The sequence below is a fragment of the Psychrobacter sp. Sarcosine-3u-12 genome (genome assembly GCF_002836005.1).
Lineage (GTDB): Bacteria > Pseudomonadota > Gammaproteobacteria > Pseudomonadales > Moraxellaceae > Psychrobacter > Psychrobacter okhotskensis.
Window position 1 is genome coordinate 86,104 of record NZ_PJBY01000109.1, and the last position, 18,651, is coordinate 104,754.

Consider the following 18,651-nt stretch of genomic DNA (forward strand, 5'->3'; position numbering starts at 1 on the left):
ATAGTCGTAGGCATTTTTGGTTTTGGTGTTTAGTCAGTAACTGTTTTAGAGTGAAGCAATCCCTATATTAATAAGTCCGCCGCCAAGAATAAGCCAAGCAAACATAATGGCACCCAAGATAAGCGGTTTTACACCGGCTTGCTTGATAGCGCCTAGATGGGTGGTGAGTCCCAATGCAAACATAGCCATGGTCAGCAAGACGTCATCTAGCATAACCATACTACGCTCAAAATTCTGAGTCATTGGTACCCACGTGTGCAATACCACAATAAGAATAAAAATAAAGGCGAACCAAGGTATTTTGACCTGTTTGGCACGCATAAGTAGGGTTTGTTTTTCAGGATTTTTGCCCGCGCCTTTGGTTAAGGCAAAAGATAGTACCAGTAAGAATGGCGCAAGCATCATCACCCGAATCATTTTGGAAACCACCGCAGTATTACCAACGTCAGTACTGATCGCATTACCGGCTACCACGACTTGTGCCACCTCATGAATGGTTGAGCCGGTATAGATACCGTATTGTTGGGCACTCAGCCAAGGTTGTAACCAGCCAAGATGATAGAGGAAAGGGTAGAGCAGCATGGCAATCGTGCCAAAGACTACCACCGTCGCGATAGCAATCGTTACTTTATGGGCTTCAGCTTTGACAACTGGTTCAGCTGCAATCACCGCCGCGGCTCCGCAGATACTAGCACCTGAGCCAATCAATAAAGTGGTTTGCTGATCGATCTTTAACCATTTTGTACCCAGCCAATAAGTGAGCAAAAATGTCGATGTTAGCACCAAGGCATCAGCCATCACCGCTGGCATACCGACACTGGCCACTTGGGTCATCGTCAACTTAAAGCCATAAAACATAATAGCGAGGCGTAGAATTTGCCCTTTGGCAAAGCATACTCCCGCATTCAAGCGCTCAGCTAAATGAGGATAAATGGTATTGCCCAATAGCATACCAAGCAAAATGGCCAATGTTAAGGAAGACAAACCAACGATGCGTCCGTTCGACCACGTCGCCAGACTCGTATTTAACCATAGACAAAATACACTACCGCTCAGCACGACAAACAACCCTGCCAAATGTCGGTTGTTTGGAACATAATGATTCACTGATTGGGCAAAAGCGTGCATAGCGTACGCATCCTATTATTGATAATCAAAATAAGCATAAGCTTATGAATAGACAGTATAAGCCAAGCTGATTTATAATAAAAACAGATTAATAAGATACAAGCTATCGAAAAAGTAGGTTAATAATTGGTTTTTAATATTAAGTGATTTTTTAAATTTATAGTTTGTATAGGATGTTAGAAAGATTATGAAAAAGCCCATGCAGACGCTACCGAAAATTACCCTCAAGCAATTGGCGGTATTTGTTAGTATTTATCAGACAGGTAGCACCAGCCGTGCCAGTGAAGAGATGCATCTATCACAGTCTGCGGTGAGTAGCGCGTTGACTGAGCTCGAGTCAAGGTTGCAAATGCCCTTGTTTGAACGGGTCGGGCGCAGGCTTAACCAACATCCCAACGCCCATCCCGTGTATGTACAAGCGCAAGCGATCTTGGGGCAATCATTAACGCTAGAGCATTATCATAAATATCAAGCAGGACAGATTCATATTGGTGCGAGTACCACCATCGGCAACTATGTATTGCCGCCGCTACTTGCCAAGCTATATGAGGTGCTACCGGATGCCAATGTCGATGTCTACATTGCTAATACGCAAGAGGTGGTCAGCGAGGTTGAGCAATTAAACATCGATATTGCTGTGGTCGAAGGCATGCCGCGTCCGACTGATATAAAAGTCATCGAGCAGCGAGAGTGGCGCACCGATACCTTGATGGTATTTGCTAAACACCATAGCAAATGGTTGGCAGGATTGGTCAACTATGACAAGGACGAGCATTGTTATTTGTTGACGATCGAGCAATTGGCACAGCTACCTTTATTGGTAAGGGAGGCAGGTTCGGGGACACGGCAGATTATCGATGAGCAGTTACTAAAGCACTTACCCGATCCAAAAGTGGTCATGGCTATTCAACAGTCAGAGGCCATCAAGCGTATGGTTAGTGCCGATATTGGGCTTGGCTGTCTGTCACAACACGTTATCGAGGCAGAGCTAGCAGCAGGGAAGTTGGTACAAGTAAAAATAGCCGGTATCGATTTGTCACGCACATGGTGGCTAGTTTGGCACAAAGCCCGCCATCAAAGCCCGATTTGGCAGACCTTTATTGATATTATTGAATAGGATAATAAGTAAGTTAGGGCTAAAATGAATGAGCTAAAAAAAGCGCCCCGTAGATTGCTCACCGATGCGCTTTTTATCAACTTATACAAACCATTTATCAAAACGATATTTGGGTTCAGGTTAGCTGCGTTTTGATACGGGCTTGTCGAGTCTAACGACTAAACTGTCACAGGGGACGTTTGGCAAAATATTATCTGCTGTGGCACCGCTGAGCCATGCGACGATACCATGACGCTCATGGCGACCGATGACCAAGAGATCAACGTCATGCTTATGGCAATAGTTGACGATACCTTCGCTACTAGAGATGGCGGTGGTTACCTCGGCATTAACGGCAGTTAAGCCATTGCGCTCTAAGAATTGTGCCAATTTGGCTCGTGCCTCTTGGCAGCGCTCATCGTCAATCTGGTCATATAAGCTTGATGCGGGCACCAACTCATAACCAAAACCGACCATGGTGTCTTTGACAATGTGCAGTACAGATAGCTTAGAACCGGGGCGGTTATCGACGATCTGTTTGGCTTTTTGTGCCACTGTGTCGGCATCAGATAACAAGTCGGTGACCAGTAAAATATGTTGGTAACTCATGAGGTGCTCCTCGTAGCAAGTAGTCTTAACTATAGCACTACTGATGGCTGCTGTTAAGTAATGTCGGCGTACTTTTAAACGGTTGCGGTGTCGTGCTTCCTAGTTGTAGTATCAGCACTGTTCTTTCTGCTGTCACTGTCTTGACTTCTCAATCTGCCAACCCCATCTATTAGCGCTAGACCAATTGTTTTCATGACTAGCGTTTGCCACTATAAAAACCAATACATCACACCTTTTGACCATTCTATTTACCCTGAATTGCAGGGTGCTATTTACCTAATAAGCTATAAGGACAACTATGACTGACACGCCATTTACTGTAGATTTAACGCTACATCCAGCGTTTGAGCTGATTGAGCATCGCCACATTGAGGCGCTATCGATGGATGTGCTGATCAGTCAGCATGTTAAAACTGGGGCGATGCATTACCATTTGGCGCATCCGAGTGATGAAAATGCCTTTTTGGTCGGCTTTCGCACTCAGCCAATGGATTCAAAAGGTGAGGCGCATATTCTAGAGCACGTGGCTTTATGTGGCTCTGAGAAATTCCCTGTCCGTGACCCATTTTTTTCGATGATTAAACGTTCACTAAATACTTTTATGAATGCGATGACCGCTGCCGATTGGACGGCGTATCCGTATGCGACGCAAAATAAAAATGATTACTTTAACTTGCTTGCCGTGTATCTTGATGCGTCGTTTTTCCCCAATATTCATCCGCTCGATTTTGCTCAAGAAGGCATTCGCGTAGAGTTAGACGAAAATGATAAACCGCAGTTTAAGGGCATCGTTTTTAATGAGATGAAAGGCGCGATGAGTGGTGAGATTGACCAGCTCTATCATACGGTCGCCCATCATTTGTTCCCAACGACGACCTATCACTATAATTCGGGCGGCGATCCTGCTGATATTCCTGACTTGACCCATCATGAGCTGGTTGAATTTCATCAAAGCCATTATCACCCATCAAACAGTGTGATTATGAGCTTTGGTAATATTCCAGTCGCTGAGACGCAAGCGAAAATCCATGAAGATGCCTTGATTCAATTTGAAGCCGGCAAAAAACATGTATCGCGTCCTGAAAAACGTCTGTCTGCACCGATTAGCGCGGTCGATACTTATACCGCTGACGAAGCCGGTCCTGACCAAACCCATCATGTGGTGGCGTGGTTATTGCCATCAATTACCGATCCAAAACAGCGTTTAGCACTGCGTCTATTAGAAGGTGTTTTGGTTGAGCATGCTGGTTCGCCATTGCGTGCCTATTTGGATAGCCATCCACTTGGTAAAGCGCCAAGTCCGCTATTGGGACTCGACGACAGTCATTATGAAATGGTCTTTTATACCGGTCTGCGTGGTTCAAACCCTGAGCATGCCGAAGCGGTAGAGCAGGGCATTATTGACTTGCTTACCCAAGTTGCCAGCAAACCGATTGATGATGAAACCATTGAGACTATATTGCACCAAATCGAGATTGATCAGCGCCATATCGGCGGTGATAGCATCCCTTATGGTCTAAATCTCATGCTAGAAGGTTTTAGTACGGCCATTCATGATGGTAATCCTATCGATGTTTGGGAGGTCGACGAGCATTTGCAGTGGCTACGTGAGCAAGTAAAAGATGCGCAGTGGTTACCGAATTTAATTAAGCAGCACTTGTTAGACAATCAACATCGTGTCCGCGTCACACTGACACCGGATAGCGAAAAAACTGCCCGCCTTGCAGCAGCTGAGCAAACCCGTCTTGATACCATCGCGATGGATTTGACCGCTGATGATAAAGCTATCTTAAAGCAACAGGCATTGGATTTGGCAGCGCGCCAAGCAGCACCTGATGATTTAAGCCTATTGCCAAAAGTTGGCTTAGAAGATGTCCCGACCGATATCAGCTTTAAACAAGGCACACAAAAACAAGTAAATTTAAGCGGGCAAGACAGCACCTTATTTGAATATGAAGCCGGTACCAATGGCTTATACTATTATCAAGTGATTGTGCCGTTGACCGATGCGATTGGTAATCAGGACACCAGCGAGCTACCCGTTAATGAGGTAATCAATCATCCATTGTTGCCTATTTACCTGAGTTTATTGTCAGAACTGGGCACGGATTCGCTAAGCGCTCATGAGATGCAAGCTAAGCAAGCGGCGCATTCATCAGGGGTGACGGCGCGTATCAGTCAGCGCACCAACATCGATGACAGCCAAGCGATTAGCAGCTACTTTGTTGTGGCAACGCGTGCGCTCAATCGTAAACCTGAAGCGATTGATTTGCTCAAAGAAGTCATGGAGCATAGCGTCTTTAGTGAGCATGATCGTATCAAAGAAATCTTGCAGCAGCGTCAAGCAGGTTGGCAATCAAACCTTGCCGGTTCAGGGCATTCGTATGCGATGCAAACTGCCAGTCGCGGCATGAGTCGCCAAGCGCAGTTAGAGTATGTGCGCAGCGGTCTGCCAGCACTAAACGCGCTAAAAGACTTCTTAGCCCATGCCAGTACTGATGATGCACAGTGGGATAAATTGGCAACCAGTTTGATGGATTTACATCAACGTTTAATCAGTTTACCTAAGCACGCAGTTATTATCTGTGAAGCCGAGCAAACCGAACGCTTAAGTAACTTAATCGTTGATAGTTGGAAAGACAGCCAAGCGCCAAAGATTGCGGAAAAAATCACAAACTCTGATGCGGGTATTGAAGACAATATCCCAAGCGAGTTTGCCGAGTTGCAACTTGATGCGGCGTTAAATGGCGAGACAGACGCGGTCAAAGCACTAGAAAGTGGTGTGGCGCTCGATGTTGAAGATTTGGCGTGGCTGGTTCCGACCAACGTCTATCATAATGCTAGCGCATATACCGTGCCAGCAGCCGACCATCCTGATACCGCTGCCTTGATGGTATTAGCGCCTTATCTGCGTAATGGCTATCTGCATAGTGCCATCCGTGAGCGCGGCGGTGCTTATGGTGGCGGTGCGGGCTATGATGCCAACGCTTGCGCCTTTAAGTTCTTTAGCTACCGTGATCCGCAGTGTGCTGAAACCTTTGCGCATTTTGATGCCAGTATCGAATGGTTATTAAATGAGCCGCAAACCGATGAGCAGTTGGAAGAAGCCATCTTAGGCATTATTTCAGGTATGGATAAACCAGGCTCTCCAGCAGGCGAAGCTATCAAAGCTTGTTTTGCTGATTTGCATAATCGCGGTGCAGACTGGCAACGTAAAATGCGTGCAGCCATATTGGCCGTGACAGTTGCTGACATACAACGTGTGGCTAAGCAATACCTGCAAGGGCAAAAGCATGTCCGTGCGGTACTAGCACCTTATGATAAAGAAGAGCAAGTGAAAGCGCTTGGCTTTAAAGTGTGTAAAATTAAAAGCTAGTTTTTGACTTATCGTGAAATCAGTCATAGCAAATTATTGACTGTATAAAAAAACCGCCACCTTCAATATTTATATTGAAAGCGGCGGTTTTTATTGCCGGTAAGTATTTTTAAAGGCTGTATTAATAACGCTTAATGGCTTGGTCTTTGCCAATCAACTCTTGATGAATGGGAAAGTCCTCATGGTTATCGTATTGCTGACGGTCGGCAAAATAGCTTTTTAAAGTGCGGCGCACGGCTTCAAAGGCAAGCTTATCCCACGGAATATCTTCTTCGGCGAACAAAGCGCAGTCCAGACTTTCAGAGCCAATACCGTAAGCACCGTCTTTTAGTTCGGTGATGTAGATACTATAAATTTGCCCGATATCAGGGATGTCATATAAGCAATATAGTTGTGGATTGAGCACAACTGCTTCCGCTTCTTCAAAGCTCTCACGCGCAGCGCCTTCCGCCATGGTTTCACCATTTTCCATAAAGCCTGCGGGCAGCGTCCATAGACCATACTGCGGCTCAATTGCGCGGCGACATAGCAGCACACGTTGCTTATGCACGACCAATGAGCCACAGATGACTTTTGGGTTTTCGTAGTGAATGTAGCCGCAATTCGGGCAGACCAAACGCGGTATATTATCAGTGGCCGGTATTTTTCGTTCAGCCTCGTGGCCACATTGTAGACAATAGCGCATATAAACTGCCTTGTTATTATGATGAGAAAGGATGGGGGTGTAATGTAATTGCTAGCACTCAGTTCGTTTGTATCGATATCATGGTGGATTGATTATACTCAAGGTTAAGCGTCATTCCACAAGAGTGCTATAAATAATCGTTATTACCTTAAGATAGCACACATTTTCGTGGCACAGAATGATGATAACAGTAACGCATCATTTCACTTGTAGTGACATTGCATAATTCTATTAACCAAACGGCCTCAAGCAATTCTGATGATACAAATAAGCAGTCACATAAATAGCATGCAGTTGACAGGCGATTGCGCTAATCTAGATTCAGAGATTATTTTAGGTTTTTAGTTAGGGCGTGTCCTCAATTCAAGCGATTGTACCTAAATGGGCTAAAAATGGCTAAATTTTGCTAAACATCGTCAAATATAGTCAGTGAGAAGTAATATCGATATCAGCAGTACCGTAGCGATTTTAGGATATGGTGACAAGGCTTTATACCGATAAAAATACAAGGCAATTATAATGGCAACCCCCAAGCAGTCTGCACCTTTTAGTGAATTGTCAGTCGCTGTACCCACTTTTATTCGTCATCCGACGCTGAGACAGTTGGCAGAACGGGTGCAGCATGAAACCTTAAACGCGGTGACCAGTCCAGCGATGTACAACTCTCAAAATACCTCGCGCAGTGCTCGTATCTTAGACAGCCTGTATCAGACACCGATAGCTGATGCCTCAGTCTTGGTTGCTATCACTCATGAGCGTCATCCTAAGCTGCTCTTGACGCGCCGTGCAGCTCATATGAACAGTCACGCTGGCGAAGTATCCTGTGCTGGTGGCAAGTATGAAATAGGCGATGGCAATAACGTCATCACCGCGCTGCGTGAAGCTTGCGAGGAGACGGCGCTACCACCAAACAAAGTCCAGCTGCTCGGTCAACTGCCTATCCAAACCTCCAAAAGCGGCATGAGTGTCCGTCCTATTGTGGCGCTCATTGCGCCGGGTCTGGTATTGGTGCCTGAGATGGGTGAGATATCGCGCATCTTTTGGGCAGATTTTGAAGCGCTGCTCACACAGCCGACAGTAGAGTATGCGATAGAGTATACGATGCAAGAGGAGACTGCGACCATCCTTACGCCCAGCTGGCAAGTGGATGGTGAGACGGTTTGGGGGTTGACAGGACGCGTCATCGCCAGTTTGTTAGAAACGGGGTTTGATCGACAATTGGAATGGTACTACCGTATCCAAAATGAACAAGCGCAAAACGTAAGGCAGTAAGAATGAGCGGCTGATAACTTCTCACCCAAAACCATGAGTAAACCTATCCGTTATAGATTGATTATAATGAGTGTCGAGGCGATTGATAATGCTTTCACCTATTCTAATGACTACTTATAATAGTCATCGTTTTTCTTAAGCCACCAATTCATATTGTCTTGGCGTTTGGCACGGAAGGCTTCTAACTTATGCGCTACGGCTTGATTGTGCTGTCTGGCAGTGTCAAGAGCAAAGAGAATCGGCACCGAAGATAAGACGCCAAAGCGTATCTTTGATTTGGGCAAATCTAAGCCATCACCGATATCATCGCCGACTAGAGTGCGAGTCACGCTGGCATTGACCATCTCGACGAAGCGCCCGCGACGATTGTCTTCACCCATCAGCTGACGCGGCAAATCGTGCAAGGCTTTTGCTAGTGGTTGTCCCATCTTAAAGTCAAGCTGTTGAATGGATAAATAGGTATATAACCACTCCCAGCACGCAGCTTCATCTGTTGGCAAGCGCTCTAAATCCACCCCCATCCAGTAACTCGCAAGATTCCATAAATGTAAAATACCTTCCGCCTCCTCGGGACTGATGCGTGCGCCCAGTAGTCGTAGGCCGCGCATTATCAACAACGAAAACTGCAAATGGGTGGCGATCATATCGGTCTGGTTGATGGGCAGACCCCAATAAATCGTATTCCAGCTGCCATCGAGGTTATGATGCTGATCGGCACTCGGTATGAAGCCCTTAGCAGCATTGCCTTTACCTTTTAATAAATTCTGCCGTACCAATGTATGAATTTGCCGCACCTGAATAGATTGCCGCCAGCCTTCAGAGCCAATCGCTAGTACTTGGTCGATAGGCTTGCGGCCGTTAGCTATGTGCGCAATGACTTGCGGATGTTCAGAGACGGCTAAGATATAAGCATAGGTACGCATCAAACGCGGCAGCGCATCGTGCATCAAAGCGCCGGTCTGAATGAGTGGCAAGGAGAGGGCAGGGATGCTATAGCCTGCCATCAGCGCGACGTTGCGTAATAGCCAAATCAGCATCAATGGATAACGGCGATAGGCGACTGCGCCAATGTGCGCAAGCTTGGGATCGAACCAAGCAGGCTGCCTGCTAAATTGCTCAGTTAAGGCGTTAAACGCAGGGTTATCTATCAGATTGGTATCAAATTTTGCACTGCGATCATTAATAATGAATTGCTGTAAAGGTTTGGCAAAACGAATGCCATCAGCGGCTAAAGTATCTGCCAACGGATCGCCAATATCGTAGCCTGCCACTATCTCGTCTAATAAATCTTGCGAGATTACAAAGTCCTTTGGTAATAAATAACGCTTGATGCGCTTTAAAACCTGTAAGTCGCTATGATCGTCGATAGCAGTAGTACGACCATGACGCTGGTAAGAAGATGCCGACTGACGATGGGTGTCTGAATTCAAACCATTGTACTTTTTGTCCATATTTGTCTCTACACCCATCCTCTATCGCTTGCATCTGTTACTTATCGATTCCCTTATTGCCCGTCAATCGTATTAATGACGGGTCAAATCTACCGAAGTGCTGTTGATGTCTTCTTTTAGCGTTGCTTTGAGCATCATGTAACCGGCGATACCAGAAACAATTGACCCCATGATAATACCTAAACGCTCATCGAATAATGGAGTGTCGCCTGCGAATGCTAAGCCACCGATGAATAAACTCATGGTAAAACCAACCCCACATAGTAAGGCGGCACCATAGATTTGTTTAAAGTTCATGCCTCGTGGCATGGTTGAGATGCCAAGTTTAAAGATTAACCAGCACATAATCATAACCCCTAACTGCTTACCGATGAAGAGACCAGCAGCGATACCCAGCGGTACCGAGTGGAACAGTTCAGCGAAGCCTGCACCTTTCAGCGAGATACCCGCGTTGGCAAAGGCAAACAACGGCAAGATACCAAAAGAGACGGTATTTTGTAGATCATGCTCCAGCTCTTCTAATGGCGAATGCTCAGGGTCAGTACGATCAAACATTGGAATAAATAGAGCCAACACTACACCTGCCAACGTCGCATGAATACCAGATTTGAGTACCGCAATCCACATAATCACACCGATGAGTAGATATGGGGTGATGCTCGTCACGTTGCGACGATTGAGGAGGTATAAAAACGGCAGACATAAACCAGCGACGGCTAAAGAGCCCAATGACAAGTCACTGGTATAAAATAAAGCGATGATTAAAATGGCGCCAATATCATCAAAAATAGCAATAGAGACCAAGAACACTTTTAATGAGTTAGGAACGCGATTGCCCAAAAGACTTAAGATACCCAAAGCAAAAGCAATGTCCGTCGCGGCAGGGATTGCCCAGCCTTTCCAAAAATCAGGTTCATTATAGTTAAAGAGCAGATAGACAATGGCGGGCATAATCATGCCGCCCAGCGCCGCTCCAGCGGGCAGGATAATTTGCTTAACGTTAGAGAGTTCACCAATCAAGACTTCACGCTTGAGCTCAAGCCCGACTAAGAAAAAGAAAATCGCCATCAGACCATCGTTGATCCAATGATGCGCATCCTTAGCAATGCCAAAGTCGCCGATGCGAATGGATACGGGGGCGTGAATAAAAGCCTCGTACCAAACGTTGAGAGGTGTATTGGCAATGATCATTGCAGCAATGGCAGCCAATGCTAAGACGATACCGCCTGCTGCCTCAAATTCGAAAAATGCTTTGATTCTTTTTATTGCCATATCATCCTCATTTACTAAATACAATTTGCTAAATAATTCAATAACCTCAAGTGTCTATACTGGCAACTTTGACGCTGGCGCAGCTAGATGCTAACAGTTTCTCATAATCTCATTCAGATAGACAACAAAATCCGTCAAAATGAAACCATAAAACTATCTTACGCTCGCAATAATAGCGAAATGACAGTGGAATAACAGCAATATGGTGAAAGGCAGGACGGAAATAAGCTATAAAATCTGCTGTCAATAAAATATTATTCTTAAAGATTTCAGTAACCTGTTAGACAAATCTAGCAGACTTTGTTACGTTTTTGGCTTTTTTTAGTCTTTTATCTCTATAATGAGTGGCATTACGTGCACACAGATGCTCTTGCGCACGCGGTTATTTAGGCGCTTTTTGCCTGTTTGATTGCGGTGTTCTTATTCTCGATTTCACTCTTATTTTTAAGGTTGTTTTCTACAGATTGTTTTCTAAAGTTTGTTTCTCTTTTTATCCTCAATGTTGAAGGTCGGCGTCATGGACTTATCCCTCTCGTTAGAGATTATTTTAATGCTTACTGCTGTGGCAGCGTTGGCAGGCTTTATTGATGCTATCGCAGGTGGCGGTGGCTTATTGACTATCCCAGCCATGCTACTGGCGAATATTCCGCCAGTGCTCACGCTAGGTACCAATAAGCTACAAGCGGCTTCAGGCGCATTGGCTGCGTCCATCACCATGATTAGAAAAGGGGTCGTCAAGCCTCAACGTATCAAAGTCGCCATTATTGCGGCTTTTATCGGTTCGGTTATTGGGACTATCGCCGTACAGATGTCACCGCCTGACTTGCTCGAAAAGCTCATTCCTTTCTTAATTGCCGCGATCGGTATCTATACCTTGTTTGCACCTAGGCTTGGCGAAGTAGAAGCGGCACCGCGCATCTCAGAAGGCAAATGGCAAAAAGTCGTTGCACCCTTAATTGGTTTTTACGATGGTTATATCGGTCCGGGCACCGGCATGTTCTTTGCGTTAGGTAATGTAGCACTGCGTGGGCGTCAGATCATCGAAGCAACAGGCGCGGCGAAAGTTTTGAACTTATCGACCAATATTGGCTCGCTGATTTTCTTTATTTTGGGCGGCAATGTCTTGTGGAAAGTAGGGCTGGCAATGATGGTGGGACAGACGATCGGCGCTTATTTTGGCTCGCATATGGTCGTCAAAGGCGGTAGTAAGCTGATTCGTCCGATGATTGTGTTGGTCTGCTTAGCCATGGTAACCAAATACGTACTTGGCTAGTTTCCTTGATGTAAACATGCTTTAGACTATACCAAAAAAAACCTCAGCCAATTTGACTGAGGTTTTTTACTTGAATAAGCATTCAAATTTTATAGAGTCGGTTCAATCTAATGTAGATACAAGGAAGGTGGGTGAAAGTACTACAAGTAGTAGACTAAGCGAGCCTGACACCGTATCCAATTGTTATGAGATTGACTATGGTTAATTATGGTTAGCGACGATCGACGTCATCGTATTCACTACCCATAATGCCATCGCTAAAGACATTTGAGAACTCGCGCTCGTTGTCTTCATCGATATGACCATCAAACACGTCTTTGGCACCCGCATCAGGATCGTTATAAATTGCAACGTCCATTTTGTTTTCTGACTTTGCTACAATAGCGGTCACTGCTGCATCACCGCCGACGTTCACTGCGGTACGAAGCATATCAAGAATACGATCCACGCCTAAGATAAGACCAATACCTTCGATAGGTAAGCCCACCTGAGCAAATACCATGGACAGCATAATCAAGCCAACACCCGGTACGCCAGCCGTACCGATCGAGGCCAATACTGACATTAAGATAACTGTCAGATATTCGGTCACACCCAAATCAATACCATAAATATTGGCAATGAAAATGGTCGCCGTTCCTTGCATGATAGCCGTACCATCCATGTTGATGGTGGCGCCAAAAGGAACGGTAAACGACGCGACAGAGTTATTAACCCCCATACGCTTGGTCACAGTACGTAAAGTAATCGGAATCGTCGCATTCGAGCTTGAGGTACTAAACGCAAAAATCTGAACTTCGCGCATTTTTGCCAAAAAGGTTTTGACCGATAAGCCTGAAAATAACTTGAGGACAATCATCATGGTAATAAAGAAATGGAAAGCCAGTGAGCCAACCAATACCGCAACGTAACCAAGCAATGACCAAATTAAGTCTAAGCCGAGCTCAGCCATGGCTTTGGTCAATAGCGCAAAGACACCATATGGTGCAAGATTCATAATGATAGTCACCATCTTCAAGATGACTTCGTTGATCAATTCTAAACTTTTTACCAACCCTTTAGCAGGCTTACCAACCATTAAGATACTAATACCGATTAGGACGGCAAAAAAGATGATGGATAGCATATCGCCATTTGCCATCGCACTGATGGGGTTAGATGGGATAATATTGGAGAATACATCAAGCAGAGGTGGCGCAGAGGCTGCTTCAAATTCTGCTGCGGTCTCGACATTCATGCCTTTACCAATGCCAAATACGATACCCAGCCCAATGGCTGTCGCAATGGCTAATGCTGTCGTCATCATATAGATCATAAAGGTTTTGGTACCAATACGACCCAGCAAACGGATGTCACCAATCCCGCAAACTCCGCAAATCAGTGAGATTAACACCAAAGGTACAACCAACATTTTGAGCGAGTTCACGAACAGTTTACCGATAATGGCAAGGAAGCCATTGGTAATGTACGTATTAACAAAACTGCCTTCAGCGTTTAGCCCTGAATAGTTTATAAATAAACCCAGTACGATACCGAGTATCATGGCAACGATAATCTTGCCCGTTAGTCCCATATTTTTCCACATAACCTCTATCCTTTTATATGCAACGCTCAGTAGTCAGTACGGCAATAAGTCAATACATTTATGATTGTTGTCTCAACGTCTGATATTGTTACGTCTATATTAATTTGTTACTTAGTGTCAGACTTTTTGACAATATAAAATAATTGTTAAGGGTACTGCAAGATTTTTTTATGATTTAAATAACGTGACATTAGCGATTTTTTCCGTTTCATTTATTCTTTTGTGCTCAAAAAGACGTAAAATTGAGAAGATTTGTATGGGTTTTTATGAATATAATTGGCCATTATTTGAGGTAAAAAAAGCGAGACCGTCTGAAGTAGACGGTCTCGCTTTTTTAAGTGATATGGTTGATTTAAATAGCAATTTAACGTTCAAGGTTAAGTGAGGTTAGTAGGTATAAGCCATACTGATTATAAATAGTTGTTTGTCAGTATTTTTAAGTGACGTTCAACAGACCCTAATTTCTTTCAACCTTAGTTTTTTTCAACCTTAGTCTTTTTAAACATAAGCCCCTTTAAACATAAGTCTCTTTGATCACCATTTAAGCTTTATCGTTTTCATCACGACGGAGACCATCTTGCCATTTACTGTCCTTGGCTTCCTCGGCTCTTTCGGCTATTGTCTTGGTCGAGGTTAAGTCTGAATGATTAGGCAAATCAGAGTCTGCTTTATCAAGGCTATGATTGTAGCTCATACGCTGATTCAGAGTCGACTCGGCGTCACGATAACGAGGATCTAGCGCTTCTGCCTCTGGATTAGACTCATCAAAATCCGCTTGCCCGCGTATTTCTTCGACAGTATTTTGCTCATCTACCATTTTTACATCGCCATCACTTTCATAGCCGTGATCAGGATTGGCATCGCCCGTTTGCTCTTGAGTATCCGCCGCTGCAACCGTATTATTGGTCGCTGTGCCATTTCTTGCTTGGGCATCATTTTTTAGTTGCGCATAATCAGTCAGCTTGTGCACAGCATTTTCTAAGCTATGAGGGTTTTCACGCTCTTGTGCTACCTCGAGATGCTCATCGAACACATCTGTCAATAATGAATCGAAGCGTAGACCATTATATCTAATCAGTTGCTCCGCTTCTTCTTCAGTGATATCACCGCTTTGACTAGCATTGACCACATGATCTTCGAACGTCAAGCCTTCGAAGCTGTCTTTATGCTCCGCTTTTTTGAACTTCTGCCACAATGGTTCGACTTCAAGTAGCGTCTGATAAGCGTGCTCCATACGACCGCTGACATCATCAGGTAAGGTATTATAATAGACCATGGTTTTGAGGTAATCACGGAACGGGTTGGCTTCATGATCATCCATAAAGACATCACCCAGTTTGGTTTTTAACTCATCGCTCGCTGGAGTAAAGATACGACCACTTGGGAATGTCACAAAGCTCACAACACCAGCCGCCATACGATTCGGGAAGTTGGCAAAGAAAGAAACAAAGGCTTCTTGAATGGTATAGAGGCTATTCTGTAGCGCAACCTCGGCATGTAAACGTTCGGCTTCTGATTTGCTGCCATGCTCATAAAACTGCAAGATAGCCGTCGCAATGAATAAATGACCATGAATATCTGCCAAACGGCCAGAGAGCATCTCTTTGCGCTTCAAGTCACCTGCCAATAATCCTAATGCCATATCTGCTGTTAAGGCAAAGCTGGCACTTAAGCGGTTGATATGTTTGTAATAAGGGCGAGTAAAGTCATCGACAAAGCTTGGCGCATCGTTGCTACCACCGACATAACCTGCGATAAAGGCTTTTGCCCCGCGATTAAAGGTATAGCCTAAATGTTTAAAGAACAACGTATCAAATTCTTTGAGCGCCGATTCTTTGTCTTCGCTCTGTAGAAGTTGTAATTCGTCAAATAGATACGGGTGACAACGCATAGCCCCTTGACCAAATATCATCAATGAACGCGTCAATATGTTCGCGCCTTCTACGGTAATAGATACCGGAATGGACTGATAAGGAATGGCCAAAAAGTTACGTGGACCCATCTGCACAGCACGCCCACCAACGACATCCATACCATCGTTGACCACACTACGCATGGTTTCTGTCGCATAGTATTTTGCCATTGCAGTCATTACTGATGGCGTACCACCTTGGTTAAGACCACAGGTAACTAAGTGGCGAAAGGCTTCTAGCATATAAGTATTACTGGCCATACGACTCGTAGCGTCTTGCACGCCTTCAAATTTACCGACTGAGATTTTGAACTGTTCACGAACCTTGGCAAACGCGCCAACAGACAGATAAGTCATCTCACTGGCTGAGGTAGATAACGCTGGTAAGGAGATACCGCGGCCCACACCCAAACATTCCATCAGCATGCGCCAACCGCGTCCAGCGTTTTCAACGCCACCGATGATGTAATCCAACGGGATAAAGACGTCTGTACCATCGACAGTACCATTCATAAATGGCGAGCCGATGGGGTTATGACGAGGTCCTGTGATGACCCCTTCGTGGCTGGCAGGAACCAACGCACAAGTAATGCCATAATCGGTCTTATTGGGGTCGCCCAGCAGACCTTCAGGATCGTGCATTTTGAAGGCCAAGCCAACCACGGTAGCGATAGGGGCCAAGGTAATCCAACGCTTAGAAAAATTCATACGCAGACCGAGCATTTGCTCGCCTTCGTGAGTTCCGTAGCACACCACACCAGTATCAGGGATCGCGCCAGCATCAGAACCTGCTTCGGGGCCAGTCAGACCAAAACAAGGCACTTCTTCGCCTTTGGCTAAACCGGGTAACCAACGCTGTTTTTGCGCGTCCGTACCATAATGCATGAGCAGCTCACCAGGGCCGAGCGAGTTCGGGACCATACAGGTCACAGCAGCGGTCGGCGAACGTGAGGCGATTTTACTCATCACCCGACTTTGTGCATAAGAGGTAAATTCAAGACCTCCGTACTCTTTCGGAATGATTAATCCTAAGAAACCGTTTTCTTTAATGAATTTCCATGCTTTAGGAGACAGCTCTTTATCATCATGATGGATTTTCCATTCATCAATCATGGCGCACAGCGTCTCTACCTCATTATCGATAAAGCTTTGTTCTTCTGCAGAGAGCTGTGGATAGGGATAATTGGCAAAGGTATCCCAGTTCGGTGCACCCATAAACAGCTCTTTTTCCCACCAGCTAGTACCAGCATCTAGGGCTTCACGTTCCGTATCACTCATGCTAGGCATGGCACCCGCAAGTGCCTTGTAAACAGGCTTGGTCAGCAGTGACTGACGCAGAGGCGCGACAAGCAGCACCAGACACAATAGCAATATCGGTATGCCCAAAATGAGCGACCATGGACTGATAATAGCGGTCACGACCACAGCAATAATGGCGACTATACTACCAGTGACGCGCGATAAAGACAGCAAAAATATGGCCAAAACCGTGGCTAACTGTATGATTACTGCCAAAATAAATAAGCCAACTGCCATGACTGTCTCCTTGGTAAAACCTAACTGGAAAATGGGGTAAAACTCAGAAAAAAATTATATTGAGAAAGCATCTTATTTAAGATCAGGGGTTTAAATCAATTAACGGGAAATCAAAACCCTTTTAAAACAAACAATGTCATTAATTATATAACCATGCTATTAAAAACTAAAAACCTATTGGTAAACAAACTTATAAACGTCTATCACAACATCATTTCGACTCAAAGCACTGTTCTTGAGTCAAAAAAAAGTAGGATAAAACAAGCATTGCTGACCATTAGAAATATACGTTTGATGCTCTACAAAAACTAATGAATCAAAATATAAATAACTGAGCGAAAGTTAGCTACCAATATGAAATAGTTAATGATAACTATCAATAGCGAAAATGCTATTCTGTGTCGATAATATGTATCAACTACTAGGGCGTGTCCTCAATTCAAGCGATTGTATCTACATGGGCTAAAAATGGCTAAATTTTGCCAAACATCGTCAAATTGCTGATTAATATCCCGATATTATTTGCGCTATTTTCCTCGTTTGAAGGCAATTTATCTCATTTTTATGACCATTTTTAAAATGAGGACACGCCCTAGATATATCGTCAATAAACCAGCGCTATAATTGGTTTAACACAACTGGAGCTCCATTCTCAAAGCATTACGGCGTTAACCTCGCTTGAATGATGGCCTATAAATCTTTACTCGCCTTTTTTGTACCTGAACTATCTTGAACCGACTATAGAACTAATTATATTTTCGACTAACCGAAGGGCGCTAAGCAGCTCTCGGCATAAGATAATGTTTCATTACGTCCAACGATGATGTGGTCTACCAAGGATAAATCTATCAAATCACAGGCTTTTTTTAGCTCGTAGGTCAATAGGTTATCTGCCGTTGAAGGAGTCGCATCAGTATGCGGATGATTGTGCGCGACGATTAATTGACCAGCGGCGTGACTCAACGCGTGACGGAGTACGTGCTTGATACAGACCGAGCACGACGAGATGCCACCAGTAAACAGTATTTCAAAGTTTAGCAGATTTAGCGCATTGTCTAAGCAAAGGACGGCAAAGACTTCACGATGCTCACCGCGCAATTGGGTGCTGATATAGTCCTTGACGACTTGTGAGCGCCCAAGCGCTTGCCCTGTCTTTAGCTTACTGTCTAAATAACGCGTACCCATCTCAAGCGACGCCAGTATCTGTGCGTACTTGGCAGGACCGATACCATGACAAGCAAGCACGGTCTGTGCCGGCGCTGCCAATAGCTCGGCAAGACTACCGAACTCATCGATCAAATGACGCGCCAGCTCGATTGCCGACTGCGACTGGGTGCCAGTGCGTAAGAATATCGCTAATATTTCAGCATCCGTTAAGTGAGCGGCGCCAAATTTCAGCAGTTTTTCTCGAGGTCGATCATCTTCATGCCAGTCTTTAATCGCCATTGTCACTCCT

The 18,651-nt window shown here is 44.9% G+C and carries 12 protein-coding genes; 4 read left to right on the forward strand and 8 right to left on the reverse strand.

All coding sequences use genetic code 11. The features are described from left to right. Positions 1-45: 45 nt before the first annotated feature. The gene (locus CXF65_RS12230) at positions 46-1,128 is read right to left on the reverse strand and encodes a YeiH family protein (protein ID WP_101212229.1); all 1,083 of its coding nucleotides are present in this window, start codon (positions 1,126-1,128) and stop codon (positions 46-48) included. Positions 1,129-1,315: 187 nt separating this feature from the next. On the opposite strand from CXF65_RS12230, the gene CXF65_RS12235 reads away from it, so the two are divergent. Continuing rightward, on the forward strand, positions 1,316-2,245 hold the full coding sequence (locus tag CXF65_RS12235; protein WP_037025358.1) for a LysR substrate-binding domain-containing protein: 930 nt from the start codon (positions 1,316-1,318) through the stop codon (positions 2,243-2,245). A gap of 120 nt (positions 2,246-2,365) precedes the next feature. On the opposite strand, the gene CXF65_RS12240 is transcribed toward CXF65_RS12235, so the two are convergent. Continuing rightward, a complete protein-coding gene (locus CXF65_RS12240; protein WP_025652301.1) occupies positions 2,366-2,833 on the reverse strand; it encodes a universal stress protein in 468 nt (155 codons plus the stop codon). A gap of 298 nt (positions 2,834-3,131) precedes the next feature. On the opposite strand from CXF65_RS12240, the gene CXF65_RS12245 reads away from it, so the two are divergent. Next, complete coding sequence (locus tag CXF65_RS12245; protein WP_101212230.1) at positions 3,132-6,209, forward strand: insulinase family protein; 3,078 nt, start codon at positions 3,132-3,134, stop codon at positions 6,207-6,209. Between the two features lie 121 nt (positions 6,210-6,330). Here CXF65_RS12245 and CXF65_RS12250 read toward each other — a convergent pair whose 3' ends face one another. Continuing rightward, positions 6,331-6,894, reverse strand: a complete 564-nt coding sequence (locus CXF65_RS12250; RefSeq protein ID WP_101212231.1) for an NUDIX hydrolase — start codon at positions 6,892-6,894, stop codon at positions 6,331-6,333. A gap of 519 nt (positions 6,895-7,413) precedes the next feature. On the opposite strand from CXF65_RS12250, the gene CXF65_RS12255 reads away from it, so the two are divergent. Then, on the forward strand, positions 7,414-8,166 hold the full coding sequence (locus CXF65_RS12255) for an NUDIX hydrolase (protein ID WP_037025361.1): 753 nt from the start codon (positions 7,414-7,416) through the stop codon (positions 8,164-8,166). A gap of 110 nt (positions 8,167-8,276) precedes the next feature. Here CXF65_RS12255 and CXF65_RS12260 read toward each other — a convergent pair whose 3' ends face one another. Then, a complete protein-coding gene (locus CXF65_RS12260) occupies positions 8,277-9,617 on the reverse strand; it encodes an oxygenase MpaB family protein (protein ID WP_101212557.1) in 1,341 nt (446 codons plus the stop codon). Positions 9,618-9,689: 72 nt separating this feature from the next. After that, on the reverse strand, positions 9,690-10,889 hold the full coding sequence (nhaA, locus tag CXF65_RS12265; protein ID WP_025652306.1) for a Na+/H+ antiporter NhaA: 1,200 nt from the start codon (positions 10,887-10,889) through the stop codon (positions 9,690-9,692). Positions 10,890-11,406: 517 nt separating this feature from the next. On the opposite strand from nhaA, the gene CXF65_RS12270 reads away from it, so the two are divergent. Continuing rightward, entirely contained in the window at positions 11,407-12,162 is a 756-nt protein-coding gene (locus tag CXF65_RS12270) for a TSUP family transporter (RefSeq protein WP_025652307.1), read from the forward strand. 211 nt (positions 12,163-12,373) lie between these two features. Here CXF65_RS12270 and CXF65_RS12275 read toward each other — a convergent pair whose 3' ends face one another. The 3 genes from CXF65_RS12275 to radC all read right to left on the reverse strand — a co-directional run bounded on the left by CXF65_RS12275 (position 12,374) and on the right by radC (position 18,641). Next, complete coding sequence (locus tag CXF65_RS12275; RefSeq protein ID WP_101212232.1) at positions 12,374-13,747, reverse strand: dicarboxylate/amino acid:cation symporter; 1,374 nt, start codon at positions 13,745-13,747, stop codon at positions 12,374-12,376. Positions 13,748-14,288: 541 nt separating this feature from the next. Next, complete coding sequence (locus tag CXF65_RS12280; RefSeq protein ID WP_101212233.1) at positions 14,289-17,195, reverse strand: acyl-CoA dehydrogenase; 2,907 nt, start codon at positions 17,193-17,195, stop codon at positions 14,289-14,291. Between the two features lie 762 nt (positions 17,196-17,957). After that, entirely contained in the window at positions 17,958-18,641 is a 684-nt protein-coding gene (radC, locus tag CXF65_RS12285) for a RadC family protein (protein WP_025652310.1), read from the reverse strand. Between the last annotated feature and the right edge of the window lie 10 nt (positions 18,642-18,651).